Source organism: Streptomyces pactum, assembly GCF_002005225.1.
In the GTDB taxonomy this organism is placed as follows: Bacteria; Actinomycetota; Actinomycetes; order Streptomycetales; family Streptomycetaceae; genus Streptomyces; species Streptomyces pactum_A.
Window position 1 is genome coordinate 1,038,160 of sequence record NZ_CP019724.1, and the last position, 17,081, is coordinate 1,055,240.

A 17,081-nucleotide genomic window follows, 5' to 3' on the forward strand; every position below is an offset into this window, starting at 1 on the left:
CCACCAGGCCGGAGGAGGTCGGGCATGATCGAGCCCAGCAGCAGGTACCACGCGGTGCCCACCACCACGTACACGTTCCCGGACGGCCGGACCGTCGCCCACCTGCGCCGCCGCTTCCTGCCCCGGCCCGAGGAGCTCACGGCCGTGGGTGAGCACGTCGTCGCCGCCGGGGACCGGCTGGACCTGATCGCGGCCCGGCGGTGCGGGGACCCCGAGCAGTCGTGGCGGATCGCCGACGCGAACAGGGCGATGCGTCCGGACGAGTTGACCGCCGTGCCCGGCCGGCGGCTGCGGATCACTCTGCCCGCCGAGGCGTCCGCGCCGGGCGTCGGCGGCGGGTTCGCCCGGTGACGGCCCAGGCCCTGCACCTCATGCTCCTCGTCGGGGACGTCGTGCCCGCCCCGGCCCCGGCGGCGCTCGTCGACGCGCTGCGCGGCGCGCGGATCACCTCCGCCAGCGGCCGGACCGGCGGCTTCCAACTGACCTTCGCCGTCAGCGCCGGATCCGAGCCGGCCCGGGCCGTCATGCCGGACGGGGCGCTGCACCCGAGGAAGCGCGTCGTGGTCGCCGTGGTCCTGGCGGGCCGGTGCCATGTCCTCATGGACGGGGTGATCACCCATCAGGAGATGCACGCCGCGCGGGAGCCGGGCCGGTCGTTCCTCGTCGTCACCGGCGAGGACCTGTCCGCGCTGATGGACCTGGAGCATGTCAGGCGCGCCTATCCCGGACTGCCACCGCACCTGCGGGCGGCCACGGTCTGCGCCTCGTACGCGCAGTACGGCATCACACCGCGGACCGTGGCGCCGGTGCTCACCGACCAGCCGAACCCGCTGCTCGACATTCCGGTCCAGTCGTCGACCGATCTCGCCTATCTCCGGTCGACAGCCGCTGACGTCGGACACGTCTTCCACGTCGAACACGGCCCGGCGCCGGGCGTCAGCACCGCCTACTGGGGCCCGCAGAACCGCGACGGGGCCCTGCAACCGGCCCTCACCACCGGCTGCGGGGCCGCCGACAACGTCGAGGAGCTGTCTTTCGCGTTCGACGCCCTGGCCGACTCCGACCAACGGACCCACCGCCTCGAACCGCCGTCCACGACCGCCTCCGAGGTCATCGCGCCCGAGCCGCGTCTGCTGCGCAGGAGCCTCGCGGCGAGCCCCGCACAGGTCCAGCGCACCGGCACGCTCGGCGACCAGACCGGCCGCACCCTGACCAGGACGATGCTGGCCGGACTCGGCAGCCGACTCGCCACCGACGCCGTCACCGGCCGCGGCACGCTCGACGTGCTGCGCTACGGCCATGTCCTGAGCGCGCACCGGCTGGTGGGGGTGCGCGGAGCCGGACAGGCGTACGACGGGCGCTACTTCGTGGCGGGCGTCACCCACGACCTCACCCGCGACACCTTCAGGCAGCACTTCACGCTGGTCCGCGACGGACTCGGCGCCGACACCAGGACGGTGACCCCATGACGACAGCGACGACAGCGACGACAGCCCGGACGAGGCAGTGGCACGGCATGTACGAGGGTGTCGTGGTCTCGGCCGTGGACCCGACCGGAGTCGGCAGACTCCGGGTGCGTGTCCCCGAGGTACTGGGCGCCGAGGCCGCCGTGTGGACCGCACCGCTGGACTGCGGCATGTACGTGGTGCCGCCCCCGGATTCCGGGGTGTGGGTGCGGTTCCTCGACGGGGACCCGGAGCGGGCGGTGTGGGTCGGATTCCGGCGGAGCGGGGCGGGGGACGTCCCGTCGGCCGCCAGGACCGCGCCGCCGGGCGTCCCGCAGATCGTCCTGGCCACGCCCTCCGGAAACGCCCTGGTGATCAGTGACATGCCGGGTCCCGGCGGGGGCATCAAACTTCAACTGCACGGGGAGAACGGCCCGTTCATCAGGATCGACGAGACGTCGATCGAGATCTCGTGCGGGCCCGGACTGGCCACCGTCCAACTGGCCGGGCCTCAGGTCACCGTCAACAACGGCGCGTTGACGGTGCTGTGAGGAAGCCATGTCCGGACTGCTGCTCCACCACGGCGCCCTGATGACGTGCGCCCACCCGCCCGGCCTCGTGACCATCCCCGCTCCGGTCCAGCGGCGCGTCCTGGTGGGCCCCCACCCGGTCGCCACCAGCGCCGACACGTTCCACGTGGCCGGGTGCGGCTTCCCGGCCGCCACGCTCGGCGCGCCGCCCTGCACGAGCGTCACCTGGCTGCACACCTCGACCCGGGTGTTCGTGGGCGGCCTGCCGGCCCTGCTCCAGCCGTCCCCGCCCGTCGGCGTCGCCCCGGCCATCTGTGTGGGCACGCCGCCGCCGAACCCGCCGATGGTGCAGGCGACGCAGCTCAGGGTCCGGGGGACGTGACCGCGATGGACATCGAGTTTCCCTACCGGGTCGACGCCCGCGGCCGCACGGCGACGGCCGGCCACGCCGACCATGTGCGGGACATGGTCGAACTGGTCCTGTTCACGAGTCCGGGAGAGCGCGTCAACCGGCCGGACTTCGGGTGCAACCACCTCGACCTGGTCTTCGCCGGCAACAGCCCCGAGCTGGCCGCGACCCTGGAGGTGACCGCGCAGGCGGCGCTGCAGCGCTGGCTCGGCGACCTGCTCACCGTGGAGTCCCTCACCGTGACCTCCCAGGAGGCGACACTGCACGTACACGTCGCCTACGTCCTCACCGCGACCGGTGAGCACCGCACCGTCACGGTGAGCGCAGGAGCCCTCTCATGACCGTGCTGGACGGCCCGGACGACGACCTGCGCGCGGGGGGACCGGCCGGTATCGCGGAGGTACGGGCGCACCCGGACCGGCGGACGCTGACCGTCACGTTCTTCGGCGCCCTTCCGCAGCGCGTGAACCGCGACAGCTTCCTGATCGAGGGCGGTCGGCGCGTCGTCGGCGTCCGCGTCGTGCGGGTCGCCCCCGAGGCCGGGCCGGAACCGGACGGCGTCGGGGTGACCCGGCTCCGGCTGGACCTGGACCGGCCCGGCGACGAATCCGCGTACCGGCTGCGGCTGCTGGGACGCGGCTTCCACGGCGCCCACGACCAAGCGGACTTCACCTTCGACCCCGGTGTGCGCCGTCACCCGCAGGGAGCGCCGCGTATCGTCCCCGCGGACGGGCCGCCCGTGGGCCCGGCGCCCGCGATCGACTATCTGGCCAAGGACTACGCCAGTTTCCGCCGCCTGCTCCTGGAGCGGCTGTCGCTCACCCTGCCGCAGTGGAACGAGCGGCACGTGCCCGACCTCTGGGTCACTCTGGTCGAGCTCCTGGCCCACGTCGGCGACCGGCTCAGCTACCAGCAGGACGCCGTGGCCACCGAGGCCTACCTGGACACCGCCCGGCTGCGCACCTCGGTGCGGCGGCACGCCCGCCTCGTCGGCCACGCCATGCACGACGGCTGCGCGGCCCGCACCGTCGTCTGTGTCGAGACGTCCGCGCCACTGACCGTGCGGACCGACGACCTGGCGTTCACCGCGCTGCCCAAGGACGCGGGCGCGCGGGCCGGCGGCCCGGCGATGTCCCGGGAAGCACTCACCGCCGGACCGCATCCGGTCTACCAACCGCTGGAGCGGCGCACGGTGCTGCTGCGCCCGGAGCACAACGGCGTACCTCTGTGGGCCTGGGGTCAGGACGCGTTCCGGCTGCCCGTCGGCACGACCCGGGCCGCCCTCGTCGACGGGCACGGCGGACAGCGCGCGCTGCACCTGAAGGCCGGTGACCTTCTCGTCCTGGAGGAGACGCAGGGCCCCGGTGGCGGCGCGCCCGACCCCGGACACCGGCAGGCCGTCCGCCTCACCCGCGCCACCCGCGACGTCGACGCGGATTCCGGCACCCCGGTCGTGAAGATCGCCTGGGCGGACGAGGACGCCCTCACCTTCCCGCTGTCCGTGCGGAACCCTCCGGGGCCGGACGGCCGGCCCGGCGCGTCCGTCGTGGCGCACGGCAACGCCCTCCTCGTCGAACACGGCCTGGACAGCACCTGGCTGCCCGGCGGGGACACCGACGAGACCGTCAAGGTGCCGCAGGCGCCGGACGGACCGGACGGCGCCGCGCGGACGCGGCCCTTCACGGCGACGGTGCGCGGCACGCCCGTCACCTGGTCGCCGCCGCACCCCCGCCCGGACGACGTCGCCGCCGCACAGGCCCGAGGGCTGCTCGACCTCGCGGCCGAGGCACGCGGCCGGCTGCGCGATCTCCACCACGAGGCGGCCCGGCTCGACGAGGACGACCGTGACTTCCTGCGGACGTGGTTCGGCGCGTCCGTGGTCGGCGACCTCGCCGACGCCGCCGACCGCCAGGACACCGTCGCGCGGCTGCTCTGCAGGTTCGACGAGTTGCTCGCAGCCAAGCGGCGCCGCCTGGACACACTCGTGCGCCGGGCCCGGTCCGGATACGTCCTCGATCCCGGGGACGCGACCTGGGAACTCGGACAGACCTGGGGCCACGGGGCCGCTCAGGCCCTGCACCGCGACAACCCCGCGCTGCACGGCCCGGCCCGCACCGCGCTGCGCCCCGACCCCCGTGCGGCGCTGCCGGTGCTGCACGTGACGGAGACGGACGAGACGGACGGTGCCGGGGCTCGGTGGACCCCGCGCCGGGACCTCCTGGGGAGCGGTCCCCGAGACCGCCACGTCGTGGGCGAGACCGACGACGACGGCGTGCTCACCCTCCGCTTCGGAGACGGCCGGTGCGGACAGGCGCCCCGTCCGGGAACCCGGCTGCGCGTCACCTACCGGGTGGGCAACGGCCGGTCCGGCAACGCGGGCAGCGAGGCCGTCAACCGGTTCACCCACCGGGACACGGAGCTGCCGTCCGTGACACGCGTGCGCAATCCGGTGCCGGTGACCGGCGGCACCGATCCGGAGCCCGTGGCCGAGGCGCGGCGTGCCGCCACGCGCGCCCCCTTCCGCGCCCTGCTGCGCGCCGTCACCGCCGAGGATTACGCCACCCTGGCCGCGGGCCATCCCGAGGTGCGGCGCGCCGCCGCCACCCTGCGCTGGACGGGGAGCTGGTACGAGGCCGACGTCGCCCTCGACCCTGCGGGCACCACCGTGCCGTGGCCGTCGCTGCTGGCGGACGTGCGCGCCGTGCTGCACCGCTACCGGCGTATCGGCCACGACGTCGTCACGCGCCCCGCCCTGCTGGTCCCGCTCGACGTGGCCCTGTACGTGCTCGTCGACCCGCACTACGTCACCGCCCATGTGCGGGAGGCGCTGCTGCGCGACTTCCTGCCGGGACGACGGACCGACGGCACACCCGGGTTCTTCGACCCGTCGGCGCTGACCTTCGGCACCCCGGTGCGGGCCAGTGCCCTGGTGGCGCTCTGCATGGGCGTGCCCGGGGTCCGGCACGCCGAGGTGACGCTGCTGCGCAGGTCCCGGGCCGCCGGAGCGGAGGCCGAGAGGCCGGACGTACCGCCCTCCGGGGAGCTGCGCCTGCGGCCCCTGGAGATCCCGCGGCTCGACGGTGACGTCACCCGCCCGGAGAACGGGCGTCTGACCCTGCGTCTGAGAGGCGGACGATGACCGGCACCCCCACCGGCGGGCAGGGCCCCGGCGGACGCGGCCCGGCACGGGTGTGGAACCGGCCCGGACTGCCCGCGCTGTCCTACCGCGTGGGCAGCCACCGGGAGTTCCTCGACGCGATGCTGGCGCGGCTGTCCCCGGCCGGCGCCCGGACGCCGCTGACCGCGCTGACCAGCCGGGAGCCGGACGACCCCTCGATCGCCCTGCTCGACGCCTGGGCCGTCGTCGCCGACGTGCTGACGTTCTACCAGGAACGCATCGCCAACGAGGGGTTCCTGCGCACGGCGACCGAGCAGGATTCCCTGACCCGGCTCGGCCGGCTGGTCGGCCACCGGCCGCGCCCGGCGCTCGCGGCCGCCACCCATCTCGCCTACACCCTGGACGCCGGGACGTCCTGCGTCGTACCGGCCGGCTCGCAGGTCAGGAGCGAGCCCGAGCCCGGCGGGCTGCCCACGGTGTTCGAGACCACCAGGGACCTCACCGCCAGGGCGGAGTGGAACACGCTGCCGGTGCGCACCACGCTCCCGACCACGCTCACTCCCGACGTAGCCACCGGCATCGGTTCCATCGACGTGGACGGGCTGCAGCACGCCCTGCGCCCCGGTGACCGCCTGCTGTTCACCTATCCCGACGCGCGCCTGAGCCTCACGCGGCTCGTGGCGGGCCTGGAGCGGGATCCCGCGGTGGGGCGGACCACCGTGCGGCTGCGGGTTCCCGACCCGCCGCGACAGCTCGACAACGCGGTGGAGGCGCTGGGGGAGGACATGGAGGAAGCCGCGGGGCGGGCGTCGTCGCGGGGGCCGTTCGAGGACCTGCTGGACACGCTGCGGGACGTGCGGCAACGCGCCGAGGAGCTGCGCGATCCGGACACGCTCGCGGCCCGGCTGGACCGCATGCTGCGCCGGTTTCGTGAGCGTCTTTCCGACCTCGGCGACGACGTGGACGCGGACGCGCTGGCCGAGCGGGCCGCCGTACGGCTCGCAACCGTCCAGGTTGCCGTCCGGCGCCTGACCGAGGAGCCCGCGCCGACGGCGCCGGCCGGCGGGGAGGCGCTGCTGCGGGACCTCGGCAGCCCCGGAGGGCGCGTCGTGCACGCGGTGGACCCGCTGCTGCACGCGCTCGGCCCGGGAAAGCCGCCGCCCCGGCCGTCCGCGGCGGTCACCGACGCCCTGGGCGCCGGGTCCGACGCGCTGCCCCGGCTGCTGGCCGGCAACCGGCCCGGGCTCACCGAGTCCCTGTACCAGGCGCTGTCCGCCGTCTCCCTTCCGGCCACGGCGCCGCCCGGCGTGCAGCACTTTCGCGTCACCGCCACCCCACTGGGCGCCTCGATCCCGGACGACGGCCGGGTGAAGCGGCTGCTGCGCGCGGCGACGCCGTCCCGGTCTGAGGGAGGCGACCCGCTCGCGAACGACGTTCTGCTGCTGGACGCGGTGCACGAGGAGATCCAGCCGGGTAGCTGGATCGCCGTGCAGGTGGCGGGCCGGACGCGCATCCGCGTCATCCGGGTCGTCGAGGTGGGCCGGCTGTCCGTCGCCAACGACCAGGACGCCCTGCGGGTGACGCGGCTGCGGCTGGCCGAGCCGTGGACCGAGGACTGCGAGGACGTCTCGGTCCGGCGGACCACTACCGTGTGGGCGGCCGGTGAGCCGCTGGTGCTCGCTCCTTCGCCCGACCCCGACGACCTGGCGGGCGGCATCGTGCCGCTGGACGCGCTCTTCGAGGGGCTGGCCCCCGGAAGGCTGCTCGTCGTCTCGGGCGAGCGCACGGACGTCGTGCCGGAGGACGGTACGGCCACCGGTCGTCGCGCGGGCGTGCCGGGCTCCGAACTCGCCGTCCTCGCGGGTGTACGTCACGCCTTCGACGGCACGTCCTGCGACGACCGGGTGCGCACCACGCTGCTGCTGACTGCGCCGCTCGCGCACCGCTACGTCCGGGACACGGTCGTCGTGCACGGCAACGTCGTCCCGGCGACCGCGGGCGAGACCGTCACCGAAGTGCTCGGCAGCGGTGACGCCGCCCGGGCCGGCCAAGTGCTGCCCCTGCGGCAGGGCCCGCTCGTCTGGCTGCCGTCGGCGGGCGCCGACGGCGGCGAGGAGGCCCTCACGGTGCGCGTCGACGACGTGGCGTGGCGGCGGACCGCCGACCTGAGCGAGGCGGGGCCGTCGGCGCGGGTGTTCAGCCTGCGGGCGGGCCCCGGGGGCGGGCCGTCGTGGAGTTCGGGGACGGCCGGCAGGGCGCCCGCCTGCCCTCCGGCACGGAGAACGTCACCGCCCGCTACCGCGTCGGCGGCGGACGCGCCGGCAATGTCGCGGCCGACCGGATCAACCAGGTCGTGAGCAGGCCGCTCGGAGTCAGCGGTGTCACCAACCCGCTGCCCGCGACCGGCGGGGCCGACGCCGACGGCCCCGTGGAGCTGCGCCGGGCCGTCCCCCTGCGGCAGGCCGCCTTCGACCGGCTGGTGTCGGTGCGTGACTTCCAGTCCTTCGCCCGTGCCTTCGCGGGCGTCGGCAAGGCCGTGGCATGCCGGAGCGTGGACGGCGACCGCCCGGTCCTGCACGTCACGGTGGCGGCCGCCGACGACGCCCCGCTGGACGCCGACTCGCCCCTGCTGGACGCGCTGCGCACGGCACTGCGCCGGTATGGCGACCCCATGCTGCCGGTGCGGGTCGAACCGTGCGAGCGCGTACGGCTCGTGGTGGTGCTGGGCGTGCGCACGGCCCCCGGTCACCTCCCGGAGAAGGTCGAGCGGCGGGTGCGCGAGGCGCTGGCCGACCGCCTGGGGTTCGCGGGGGCGCACCTGGGCCGTCCCGTGTACCTGAGCGCCGTCGTCGCCGCCGCGCATGCGGTGGCCGGCGTCGACCTCGTCGACGTCGACGCCTTCGGGGGCGTACCCGAGGGCGCGGACGCGGCCTCCGTCGTGCGGTTCGCGGAACACCCCTCCGTCGTCTCGTGCGTTCCCGCCCTGCCCGCCGGCCCGCGCGCGGTCCGCGCCCCGGTGCCTTCCGACGGCGCCGCGGAGGGCGGCACGCCGGACCCGACCGCCGCCGTCGACGCCGCGCAGGCCCCGACGATGCTGCTGCGGCACCTGGTCGCCGCACGTCCGGCCGGCCGCTGGACCGCCGGGGCCACGCCGCGCCCGGTCATGCGCCCCGCCCAACTGGTCCTGCTCGACCCGACCGTGCCCGACACTCTGATCCTGCGGAGGATCCCATGACCCCCGACGAGCTGTACGCGCTGCTGCCCACCGTGCACCGTCGGCGCGACGCTGAGGAAGGCGGGCCGCTGCGCGCCCTGCTGACGGTCGTCGCCGAACAGGTCGCCCTCCTCCAGGAGGACATCGAGCGGCTCTACGACAACTGGTTCATCGAGACCTGCGACGACTGGGTCGTGCCCTACATCGGGGACCTCGTCGGGTACGAGATCCTGCCCGGTACCGCCGCCGCCCTGTCCGACGGCATCTCGCGGGGAACCGGCCTGCCGGCCGTCGTGGTGCCCCGCCGCGATGTCGCCGACACCGTCGTCAACCGCCGCCGCAAGGGCACCCTGGCGCTGTTGGAGGACCTCGCGTCGGCCGTGGCCGGGTGGCCCGCGCGGGCCGTCGAGCACCGCCGTCTGCTGTGCGTCACGCAGTCCGTACGGCGCTGCACCTCCGAGGCCGGGTCCGGGCGCCGCGGATCGGCGCCCGGCGGACTCGTCGAACTGCGCCACCCCGTCGCCCTGGACCGACTGGGCGGCCCCTTCGACGAGTTCGCCCGCACCGTGGAGGTACCGCGCGCCGGCTCCGCCCGCCGCCCCGGCCGCTACGGCATCCAGTCGGTCGGGCTGCACCTGTGGCGGCTGCGCCCCTACTCCGTGACACGCGCCCCCGCGCACTGCCTGGACCGCGACCGGGCCTGCTACACCTTCAACGTGCTCGCCATCGACACACCCCTGTTCACCGCCCCCGTGCCGGAGCCGTCGAGCTGTCACGTCGCGGACGAGACGAACGTCCCGGGGCCCATCGGCCGCAGGGCCCTCGCCGAGCAGCTCTACGACTACTACGGGCCCGGCAAGAGCCTGTGTGTGTGGACGGGTCCCGACGCCGTGGACGACGTGGTGTCCCTCGACCGGATCGTCGCCGCCGACCTGTCCGCCTGGCGGTATCGGCCCCGTGCCGGGCAGGTGGCTGTCGACCCCGTCCTCGGCCGCCTGATGCTCCCGCCGGGCACGGCTCCCGCCCACGGCGTCCGGGTGACGTACCACCACGCGTTCTCGGCCGACCTCGGCGGCGGCGAGTATCCCCGCACCGAGCCCGCGCCCGCCGACAGCACCGAGCGCTACCGGGTGGGTCCCGGCGAGGACCACGGCAGCATCGCCGACGCGCTCGACCACTGGCAGGCGGCGAAGCGGGGGCATCCGCACAAGGCGGAGGCGATCGTGGAGATCACCGCCAACGACGTCTGGGAGGATCCGGGCGACATCCGCCTCGACCCGGGAGACCGGCTCACTCTGCGCGCCGCCGACGGGGTCCGTCCCGTCGTCCGGCTGCGCGGCCGGCACGGCGACGACCGTCCGCGCGCGCTGACGATCACCGGTCCCGAGAACGGGCCCCGGTCCGAGGCCACGGCGCGCATCGTCCTCGACGGGCTGCTGGTGACGGGTGGCTGCGTGCGCGTGCGGGGCGGCGTGGACCGCCTCGTCGTCCGGCACTGCACCTTCGTACCGGGCTGGGAACTGGAGGGCCGGGGCACGCCGCTGGCGCCGGGGGCGCCCAGCCTGGACATCGCCGGGAGCCCGGTCCGCACCGAGATCCGGTACAGCGTCCTCGGCGCCGTCACGGTGGCGGGCCGCGACGGGTGGGAGCCCAACCGGGTCGACGTGTGCGACAGCGTGTTGGACGCGACCCTGCGCGAGGCGACGGCGCTCGGCTCCCCGGACGGTGCCCCCGCGGACGTCGTCCTCACGGCCCGGCGCACCACCGTCATCGGGTCCGTGCGGGCCCGGGCCGTGGACGTGCTGGAGAACTGCCTGCTGAACGGCGAGGTGCGGATCGACCGGTGCGAGCGGGGCTCCGTACGGTTCTGCTGGCTTCCGCCGGGCTCGGTGACGCCGCCGCGCTTCCACTGCGAACCCGAGCACTCCGGCGATCCGGAGCGGGTGACGCTGCGTTTCGCCGGCACCCGGTACGGCATCTCCGGCTACGTGCGGCTCGCCGACACCTGCGCAGAGGAAATCCGCCGCGGCGGCGACAACGGCTCGGAGCCCGGCGCGCTGCACCACCTCTTCCAGCCGCAGCGGGCGGACAACCTGCGCACCAGGCTGGCCGAGTACACGCCCGCCGGATGCGACGCCGGGCTCTTCTTCGCCACCTGAGTCCCGCCCGGAAGCACCCTTCGACCACCCCGTACCGTCCACCCCCGGTTTAGGCAGGAAGCACACGCATGCACGGCGACTTCTCCCGCGTCATCTTCGATCCCGCTCGGCGTTTCTCCTCCGTTCTGTCCCAGCAGGGCCGGGTTCAGCTCGACGCCGACTTCAACGAGCAGACGGCGATCCTCCTGCACTACGTGCGCACCCTGGCCGCCGACGTCCTCGGTCCCGCGGCCTACCCGCCCGAACCCAACGGCATCGGCGGGTTCGGGATCGACGGCTACGACGGGGACACCTTCACCCTGGCCCCGGGGCGCATGTACGTCGACGGCATCCTGTGCGAGTGCGACGGCACCGACTACTGGGACCAGCCCGACGGGCACCTGGACCCCGCGCGCGACCAACTGCCCACCGGCCCCTTCCTGGTGTACCTGCGGGTGTGGGAGCGGTTCGTCACCGCCCTGGAAGCGCCGTGGATCCGGGAGACGGCCCTTGGTCCGAACGGCCCGGACACGACGGCGCGCACCCGGGTCGTCTGGCAGGTGTGCGTGCTCCCGCTGGAGCCGGGCTCGTTCACGCCCGACATGCGCAGCGCCGGACGCTTCCTGCGGGACCGCGTCGGCAGCCGTTTCGAGCCGCGCGGCATGCTCGCCGCGCGGACCCGGCGCCCCGAGGAGGCGGCCGCCCTGCCGGACGGGACGGTCCCGTCGTCCGGCTACCGGGGCCCGGAGAACCAGTTGTACCGGGTGGAGGTGCACCGGGGCGGCAGGGAGGGCACGGCGACCTTCAAGTGGTCGCGGGAGAACGGATCCGTGGTCCTGCCCGTACGGGGCGTGTCCGGGACACAGGTCGAACTGGAGACGCTGGGCCGGGACGACAAGCTCGGCGTGGACGTCGGTGACGTGGTGGAGATCGTCGACGACGCCGTGGTCTGCCGCGGGGCGTCGGACCGGCCCGACGAGGACTGCGGCCGGCTCCACATCGTCCAGAGGATCGACTACGACGAGTACCGGGTCACCCTGGACGGCGATCTCGACGACGACCCGTTCCACCGGTCCGCCGGCCGGGTGCCGACTCGTCATCCGCTGCTGCGCCGCTGGGACCAGGGAGCGAGCGGGCGGGACGGCGGGCATGGTGACGCGATGGGCCTTCCCCTGCGCGAGGGGGAGTGGCTGCCGCTCGAGGACGGCGTCGAGGTTCGTTTCGAGCCGAGCCAGGACAGGCCGCGCGTCTACCGCCGCGGTGACTACTGGCTGCTCCCGGCCAGGGCTCTCACCGCTGACGTCGAGTGGCCACGCGGCCGCCAGGGGCAGCCGCTCAAGCGCCGCCCGCACGGCGTCCACTATCACTACGCCCCGCTCGCGTTCCTGGAGCCGCGGGACGGCGACGACTTCCGGCTGGTGGACCTGCGGGTGCCGTTCCCCCCGCGGCGGTAGGTCCGGCGGCGACCGGGTCAGCGTCCCGCGAACGCGAAGAGATAGACGGCCCAGGCAGCGAAGAGCGCGAACGCCAGGATCACCAGGGCCACGGGCGTGGTGCGGGCGGACACCTGCGCTCCCGTCGTCAGGTTGTGCAGACGCTTGACCCGCAGCGTGCCGCGTTTCACCTTGCCCCGGGCGCGCACCCGGTCCCCTTCGTTGACGGCGCCCTCGAAGGAGTAGCCGCGCATCTCCACGGGGACGAGCCGCAGGGGACGGTCCTGCCGGTCGTGCACCTCCACGCGGAAGTTGCACACCACGGTCGAGCTGGTGTTGCCGGAACTGCCCTGCACTTCGGTACGGAGCTGCACGTTCCGCGCCACTCCCTCGACCAGGCCGCTGCCCGCCAGGGTGCCCACCGGGAGCGGCGGGGCGGGCGGTGGGGGTGGCGGATCGTCGCGGACCGGAGGCGGTGGGACCGGGGGCGGTGGGACCCGGCGAGGCGGGGACGGAGGCGGGGGTGGAGGCGGCCGGAGGACCCTCCGCCGGGCCGGCCGCGGTTCCGGCCCCTCGCCGTCGTCGTACAACGGGACATAGGCACCGCAACCCCGGCACCGCTGCGCGCCGTGCGGCACATCGGTGCCGCACATCTCGCAAGCCCAGCCGCCTTCCACGGTCTAGTCGACCCGGTAGGTGACGTAGTAGACGGATCCCTCCACGGCAGACGTGGCGAGTTTGGCGATGGGGCCCTGCCCGCGCTCGGACTCCTCGATGCGGATCGAGCCCAGCAGGTCGTCGCTGGAGACGTCGTCGTAGTCCCACAGGGAGACGTTCTGCACGAAGTCGACCGGCACGGTCATGCCCAGGGGCTGGGTCTGTCCCGATCCGACCGTCCCCGTCGAACCGTTGCCGGGCCAGACCGCGTTGTCGAGGTCTCCCTCCGTACTCGTGGTGATGTACAGGTTGTCGGGGTCGCCCCGGGCGGCGTCGATCGCCGCGACGGCCTGGGGAACGGACGCGACGAAGTCCTGCAGAGACGTGCCGATGCTGCTCAGGGGGATCTTGCCGGCCAGGGCGCCCACCGCCTCGTTCACGGACGCGTCGGTGCCGGTGGCCGCGCGGATGCAGTAGGCGTCGAGGATGGTCGCGGTGGCTGACATGGTGCTTCTCCTGTCGTGGTGCTGTGGGGCTGTGGTCCTGGTGTGTCGCCCTTGGTGCGGTCAGCCCGGGACTTCCATGAGCCGCCGCCACGTCTTGTTGCCGACCATGCCGTCCGCGGTCAGACCGTGGTTCGCCTGGAACCAGCGCACGGCCTCGTCGGTGCGCGGGCCGAAGTTTCCGTCGACGTCGAGGGGCGGGGTGCGGCCGAGCCCGTTCAGGCGCCGCTGGATGTTCTTCACCCCTTCGGCCACGGTCCCCCGCCGGGCGAACGGCTGGTCCGCGGCGACGCGTTCGGCGCGGCCGGGGTGGTCGGCCAGCCACCTCGCGACGTCTCCCGGCAGGGCGCCGGGGCCGTGGGTCTGTCCGGGCCGCCACCCCTCGATCTGCTGGATCGCGGAGGCGAGCGTGGTGAGTTGGCCGTCGTCGAGGGAGCCCAGCGTCGTGTCGGTTCCGACCCCGAGGGCGGCGGCGACCTTCTGGGCGTACGCCGCGGGGTCGTTGGAGCCGTGCTTCGCGGGGGCGTAGTCGTGCATCACCGAGGAGATCGTCCTGTCCCCGCGTCGTGCCAGATAGCGGCGGATGGCTTCGAAGCCCGTCGCCTCGTCGGGGAAGACGGCGAAGCCGCCATTCTGCTTTCCGGGGTAGGCACCATATCTCTCCGCCTCCCCCGAACGCACGATGTTCCCGGGATTCTGGTTGTTCCAGGCAACGGTGCCGCCGGTGCGCATCACTTCGTCGTAGAAGACGTGGTCGACACCGAGGATATTGACGACATCACCGGGTTCCATGTCCGGTGCTTCAGGCCAAGGCATGCTTGCCTCCGAAAGTGGAGCGGGCTGGCTGGTGGTCCTTTTGACACGGTCATTCCCACGGTGTCGCGGTGAGCCGGATCGCGGCCCTCTCACCCAGAATCGACCGTGCCGAGTCGGGCAGGGGAACGTGGACCCGCCACACTCCGCCGCCCGACTCCTCGTCGTCGGCGGGACGCGGCGTTCCGGTGGCCCGGTGGTCGCGGATCGTGCCGGCGATGACCGAGTTCCAGTCCGCCCACACGCCGGGACGGCCGGTCTCGTTCGTGCCGATGTCGACGATGAGGGTGTCGGAGAAGTCGGCGGTCTGCTCCAGGTGGTCCTTGAACCACAGGAGCCCGTCACGCGTCCGCAGCGAGAGGATCCGCACCTCCAGGGCGTAGCGCATGGTGGTGCTGTCGGCGGGACGGGAGGCGCCGCTTCGCAGGAAGGTGGTGGCGAGGGTGACGGGCGCGGCGGGCGCGCCGTCGGCATCGGGCGGCGGCAGCGGGAGCGGGCACCACTGGGCGGCCTGCCGTTCGTGCAAGACGACGGGCAGGCCGCGCACGGCCAGTTTCACCTCCGCCTGCCAGGTGACGTGCTCGCCCTCGCCGGACAGCCGGTGGTCGACGAGGTCGGCCTCGACCCTGGTGTCGCCGAAGAGGAAACGCCGCAGGTTCTGGTAGCCCTCCTCGGCGTTCACCAACCCGTACCGGCCGCTGTGACTGCGGTACACGTAGGCCCGGTGGGCGCGTGGCACGTAGGCGTTGTCGATCCGCACCAGCCCGTCGCTGCGGGCGCCGACGGCGAACGAGGACAGGCCGAGCGCCACCTCGTAGTCCGTGGGATTGGTACCGACGAGGCAGAACACGCGCGAGACGGGGAAGGAGCCCGGCCCGTCGGGCATCTCTCGCGCGCTCCAGCCGTGCGGCGGATCGGGCTGCCGTGCCAGTTCTGCCTCCGGGGTCAGGTACTCGTACATGCGCTGCGGTCCGAAGATGTCCGCCCCGTTGAAACCGATGGCGTCGCGCAGCCGCTCGACGGCGCCGAGACCGACGTCGAAGGTGATGCCGCCGTGCGGGGTGCCGTAGGTGAACAGTTTGTCCACGCAGTCCGCCGGTGCTCGGCCGAGGTCGGGCAGGATCTTCTGCAGCAGGCAGCGGCAGACGAGCCCGCCCATGGAGTGCGCCACCAGGTGGACCCGGGGTGCCTTCGTCTTCGCCCTGAGGGTGTCGATGAGCCGCAGCAGATCGGACGCGGCGTCCTCGAGACGGAACTCGCGGGGTTCGCCGCCCCATGTGGTCGCGGACTCGTCGTAGAAGCGGTGCACCCAGATGCTCGCGGCCGGGATGTCGTCGTGCCTGTCGAGGTAGGCCTCCTGGCTTCCCTGGACGAGGATCTCGTAGCCCTCGTCGAGGTGCAGGCGCAGCAAGGGGCTTTCGAACTGGTGGAATTCTGGTTTGTTCTGCGGCCCCACCCTGACATGTGTCGATCCCTCGTTGAATCCGTAGAACGGATCCTTGACGACACTGTTCACACCGGAGGTACCGCCTGCGTATCCCCTGACGTAGACGATGGGGATCTCTGCCATGTTTTTCAGTCTAGGCTCCATGCGGTCCGGCAGCCACTGAAGAGTTCGTTTCGAATTCCACAAACTCCGTTTCAGGAGAGCTGATTGCAGCCGCCATCGAAGACAGATGGCAGGAGACTGGGAAGACAACGGATCGGCCGCTTCGGCAGTCGTCACGAAGCAAGGAGCGAGACAGGTGTCCGCATTCACCATTGACGTGTCGAATCCGTTCCCCAGCGGGTTCACCGGTGGTATGGGTGGCCCCGGAACGGGAGGGCACCAGCCTCCCGAGTGGTACATCGAGTACGGCATGGACCTCGGCGCGGGTGCGAGCACGGCGGTGCACGCCGCGTTCGACGCCCATGTCACCAAGTACAGCCCGCACGACCCCTCGGCCGACAACGAGAAGGTCTACGGCGCCCAGATGTTCATGCGCGCCCCGAACGACATGATGGGCGGCTTCTACACCCATCTCACGAACGTCCCGGAGGGGCTGGCCGTCGGCTCGCGGGTGTCCCGGGGGGACGTGCTCGGGCACGTCCACCGGTTCCCGCCCACGGCCTCGCATCTGCATCTGGCGCTGGTCGAGATCATCGGGGGCGCCCCCGGCGGCCGGTATCAGGGTGTCGATCTGTACCAGGCCTTCCTGGACACGGCGAACACCGGGACGGTCACCCCGGTCACCTTCCGTCAGGACGGGTCGCCGCCGGTTTCCGGAGGGGGCGGAGGCGGCGGGGGCGGGGGTTCGAAGGTGTTCCACCTCGGGTCGACGCGCGGCGTGCAGGAGGCACTGGCGGCCCTCGGCTTCGACCCCGGCGCCGCCGACGGCCTCGACGGTCCGAAGACCCGGGCGGCGACGACGGCGTTCCAGGGCAGCCACGGCCTGGCACAGGACGGCATCTGCGGAAGCGCGACCCGCGTGGCCCTGGCGACGGCCCTGCGGGCGCGGGGGCTGCAGGCCGAGGGCGGATGAAGGGCCGCCAGGCGTCGGTCGAGAGGACGTTGGGCACCGGTCGGCCCGGGGCCGGGGTTCCACCTCGCGCAGTCGGCGTCGGAGAGGGGCGTGTTCCGGCTCGGTGCCGGCCAGGGCGAGTGGCCCTTCCGCGAACTCCGCCCGGCCCCAGCGACCGCGGTCCCGTCTCCGGCAGCACGAGTTCACCGCCGGGGCCGGTCCGGGCGGCGGCGCGGGTGGACCAGCGGCATCAGCGCGAGCAGGCCGGTGACCTCCCGCTCGGCGGGCAGCAGCCGGCGCAGGACATGTGCGGGGCCCGA

15 protein-coding genes and 1 pseudogene are annotated in these 17,081 nt (G+C 73.6%); 11 read left to right on the forward strand and 5 right to left on the reverse strand.

The genetic code is table 11. The features are described from left to right. Window positions 1-24: 24 nt before the first annotated feature. The 10 genes from B1H29_RS04595 (at window position 25) to B1H29_RS04635 (ending at window position 12,308) form a co-directional block, all read left to right on the forward strand. Complete coding sequence (locus B1H29_RS04595) at window positions 25-351, forward strand: LysM peptidoglycan-binding domain-containing protein (RefSeq protein WP_055420981.1); 327 nt, start codon at window positions 25-27, stop codon at window positions 349-351. Continuing rightward, on the forward strand, window positions 348-1,469 hold the full coding sequence (locus B1H29_RS04600) for a hypothetical protein (protein WP_055420980.1): 1,122 nt from the start codon (window positions 348-350) through the stop codon (window positions 1,467-1,469). Before B1H29_RS04595 ends, B1H29_RS04600 begins: the two co-directional genes overlap by 4 nt. After that, window positions 1,466-1,996 (forward strand): phage baseplate assembly protein V, encoded by a 531-nt coding sequence (locus B1H29_RS04605; protein WP_063787546.1) that lies wholly within the window; start codon window positions 1,466-1,468, stop codon window positions 1,994-1,996. Before B1H29_RS04600 ends, B1H29_RS04605 begins: the two co-directional genes overlap by 4 nt. A gap of 7 nt (window positions 1,997-2,003) precedes the next feature. Further along, window positions 2,004-2,357: a hypothetical protein gene (locus B1H29_RS04610; RefSeq protein ID WP_055420978.1), complete on the forward strand. Its 354-nt coding sequence runs from the start codon at window positions 2,004-2,006 to the stop codon at window positions 2,355-2,357. Window positions 2,358-2,362: 5 nt separating this feature from the next. Continuing rightward, a complete protein-coding gene (locus tag B1H29_RS04615) occupies window positions 2,363-2,725 on the forward strand; it encodes a GPW/gp25 family protein (protein WP_055421583.1) in 363 nt (120 codons plus the stop codon). Beyond that, complete coding sequence (locus B1H29_RS04620; RefSeq protein ID WP_055420977.1) at window positions 2,722-5,523, forward strand: putative baseplate assembly protein; 2,802 nt, start codon at window positions 2,722-2,724, stop codon at window positions 5,521-5,523. The genes B1H29_RS04615 and B1H29_RS04620 overlap by 4 nt, the downstream gene beginning before the upstream one ends. Further along, window positions 5,520-7,859, forward strand: a complete 2,340-nt coding sequence (locus B1H29_RS39115) for a hypothetical protein (RefSeq protein WP_244209021.1) — start codon at window positions 5,520-5,522, stop codon at window positions 7,857-7,859. Before B1H29_RS04620 ends, B1H29_RS39115 begins: the two co-directional genes overlap by 4 nt. Beyond that, window positions 7,766-8,737 (forward strand): putative baseplate assembly protein, encoded by a 972-nt coding sequence (locus tag B1H29_RS04625; protein WP_244209060.1) that lies wholly within the window; start codon window positions 7,766-7,768, stop codon window positions 8,735-8,737. Before B1H29_RS39115 ends, B1H29_RS04625 begins: the two co-directional genes overlap by 94 nt. Then, a complete protein-coding gene (locus B1H29_RS04630) occupies window positions 8,734-10,875 on the forward strand; it encodes a hypothetical protein (protein ID WP_055420975.1) in 2,142 nt (713 codons plus the stop codon). The genes B1H29_RS04625 and B1H29_RS04630 overlap by 4 nt, the downstream gene beginning before the upstream one ends. A 68-nt stretch (window positions 10,876-10,943) precedes the next feature. Continuing rightward, window positions 10,944-12,308, forward strand: a complete 1,365-nt coding sequence (locus tag B1H29_RS04635) for a DUF6519 domain-containing protein (RefSeq protein WP_055420974.1) — start codon at window positions 10,944-10,946, stop codon at window positions 12,306-12,308. Between the two features lie 17 nt (window positions 12,309-12,325). On the opposite strand, the gene B1H29_RS04640 is transcribed toward B1H29_RS04635, so the two are convergent. The 4 genes from B1H29_RS04640 to B1H29_RS04655 all read right to left on the reverse strand — a co-directional run bounded on the left by B1H29_RS04640 (window position 12,326) and on the right by B1H29_RS04655 (window position 15,830). After that, on the reverse strand, window positions 12,326-12,661 hold the full coding sequence (locus B1H29_RS04640) for a hypothetical protein (protein WP_159027769.1): 336 nt from the start codon (window positions 12,659-12,661) through the stop codon (window positions 12,326-12,328). Between the two features lie 306 nt (window positions 12,662-12,967). Continuing rightward, complete coding sequence (locus tag B1H29_RS04645; RefSeq protein ID WP_055420972.1) at window positions 12,968-13,450, reverse strand: hypothetical protein; 483 nt, start codon at window positions 13,448-13,450, stop codon at window positions 12,968-12,970. Window positions 13,451-13,510: 60 nt separating this feature from the next. After that, on the reverse strand, window positions 13,511-14,263 hold the full coding sequence (locus tag B1H29_RS39120) for a peptidoglycan-binding protein (RefSeq protein ID WP_079160018.1): 753 nt from the start codon (window positions 14,261-14,263) through the stop codon (window positions 13,511-13,513). A 49-nt stretch (window positions 14,264-14,312) separates the two neighbouring features. Continuing rightward, window positions 14,313-15,830 carry an esterase/lipase family protein gene (locus B1H29_RS04655; RefSeq protein WP_055420970.1) on the reverse strand — a complete coding sequence of 506 codons (1,518 nt, stop codon included), beginning with the start codon at window positions 15,828-15,830 and terminating at the stop codon, window positions 14,313-14,315. Window positions 15,831-16,005: 175 nt separating this feature from the next. Here B1H29_RS04655 and B1H29_RS04660 point away from each other — a divergent pair, with 175 nt between their 5' ends. Further along, window positions 16,006-16,782 carry a peptidoglycan-binding protein gene (locus B1H29_RS04660; protein ID WP_159027770.1) on the forward strand — a complete coding sequence of 259 codons (777 nt, stop codon included), beginning with the start codon at window positions 16,006-16,008 and terminating at the stop codon, window positions 16,780-16,782. A 123-nt stretch (window positions 16,783-16,905) separates the two neighbouring features. On the opposite strand, the pseudogene B1H29_RS40145 reads toward B1H29_RS04660, so the two are convergent. Further along, window positions 16,906-17,072 (reverse strand): annotated as a pseudogene (locus B1H29_RS40145) (DUF6596 domain-containing protein); the annotation flags it as partial. Window positions 17,073-17,081: the final 9 nt, after the last annotated feature.

Bases quoted from the DNA above. Each gene is read 5' to 3' on its own strand.
- B1H29_RS04595 (WP_055420981.1), top strand. From the start codon at position 25: ATGATCGAGCCCAGCAGCAGGTACCACGCGGTGCCCACCACCACGTAC.
- B1H29_RS04605 (WP_063787546.1), top strand. From the start codon at position 1,466: ATGACGACAGCGACGACAGCGACGACAGCCCGGACGAGGCAGTGGCAC.
- B1H29_RS04610 (WP_055420978.1), top strand. From the start codon at position 2,004: ATGTCCGGACTGCTGCTCCACCACGGCGCCCTGATGACGTGCGCCCAC.
- B1H29_RS04615 (WP_055421583.1), top strand. From the start codon at position 2,363: ATGGACATCGAGTTTCCCTACCGGGTCGACGCCCGCGGCCGCACGGCG.
- B1H29_RS04620 (WP_055420977.1), top strand. From the start codon at position 2,722: ATGACCGTGCTGGACGGCCCGGACGACGACCTGCGCGCGGGGGGACCG.
- B1H29_RS39115 (WP_244209021.1), top strand. From the start codon at position 5,520: ATGACCGGCACCCCCACCGGCGGGCAGGGCCCCGGCGGACGCGGCCCG.
- B1H29_RS04630 (WP_055420975.1), top strand. From the start codon at position 8,734: ATGACCCCCGACGAGCTGTACGCGCTGCTGCCCACCGTGCACCGTCGG.
- B1H29_RS04635 (WP_055420974.1), top strand. From the start codon at position 10,944: ATGCACGGCGACTTCTCCCGCGTCATCTTCGATCCCGCTCGGCGTTTC.
- B1H29_RS04645 (WP_055420972.1), bottom strand. From the start codon at position 13,450: ATGTCAGCCACCGCGACCATCCTCGACGCCTACTGCATCCGCGCGGCC.
- B1H29_RS39120 (WP_079160018.1), bottom strand. From the start codon at position 14,263: ATGCCTTGGCCTGAAGCACCGGACATGGAACCCGGTGATGTCGTCAAT.
- B1H29_RS04655 (WP_055420970.1), bottom strand. From the start codon at position 15,830: ATGGCAGAGATCCCCATCGTCTACGTCAGGGGATACGCAGGCGGTACC.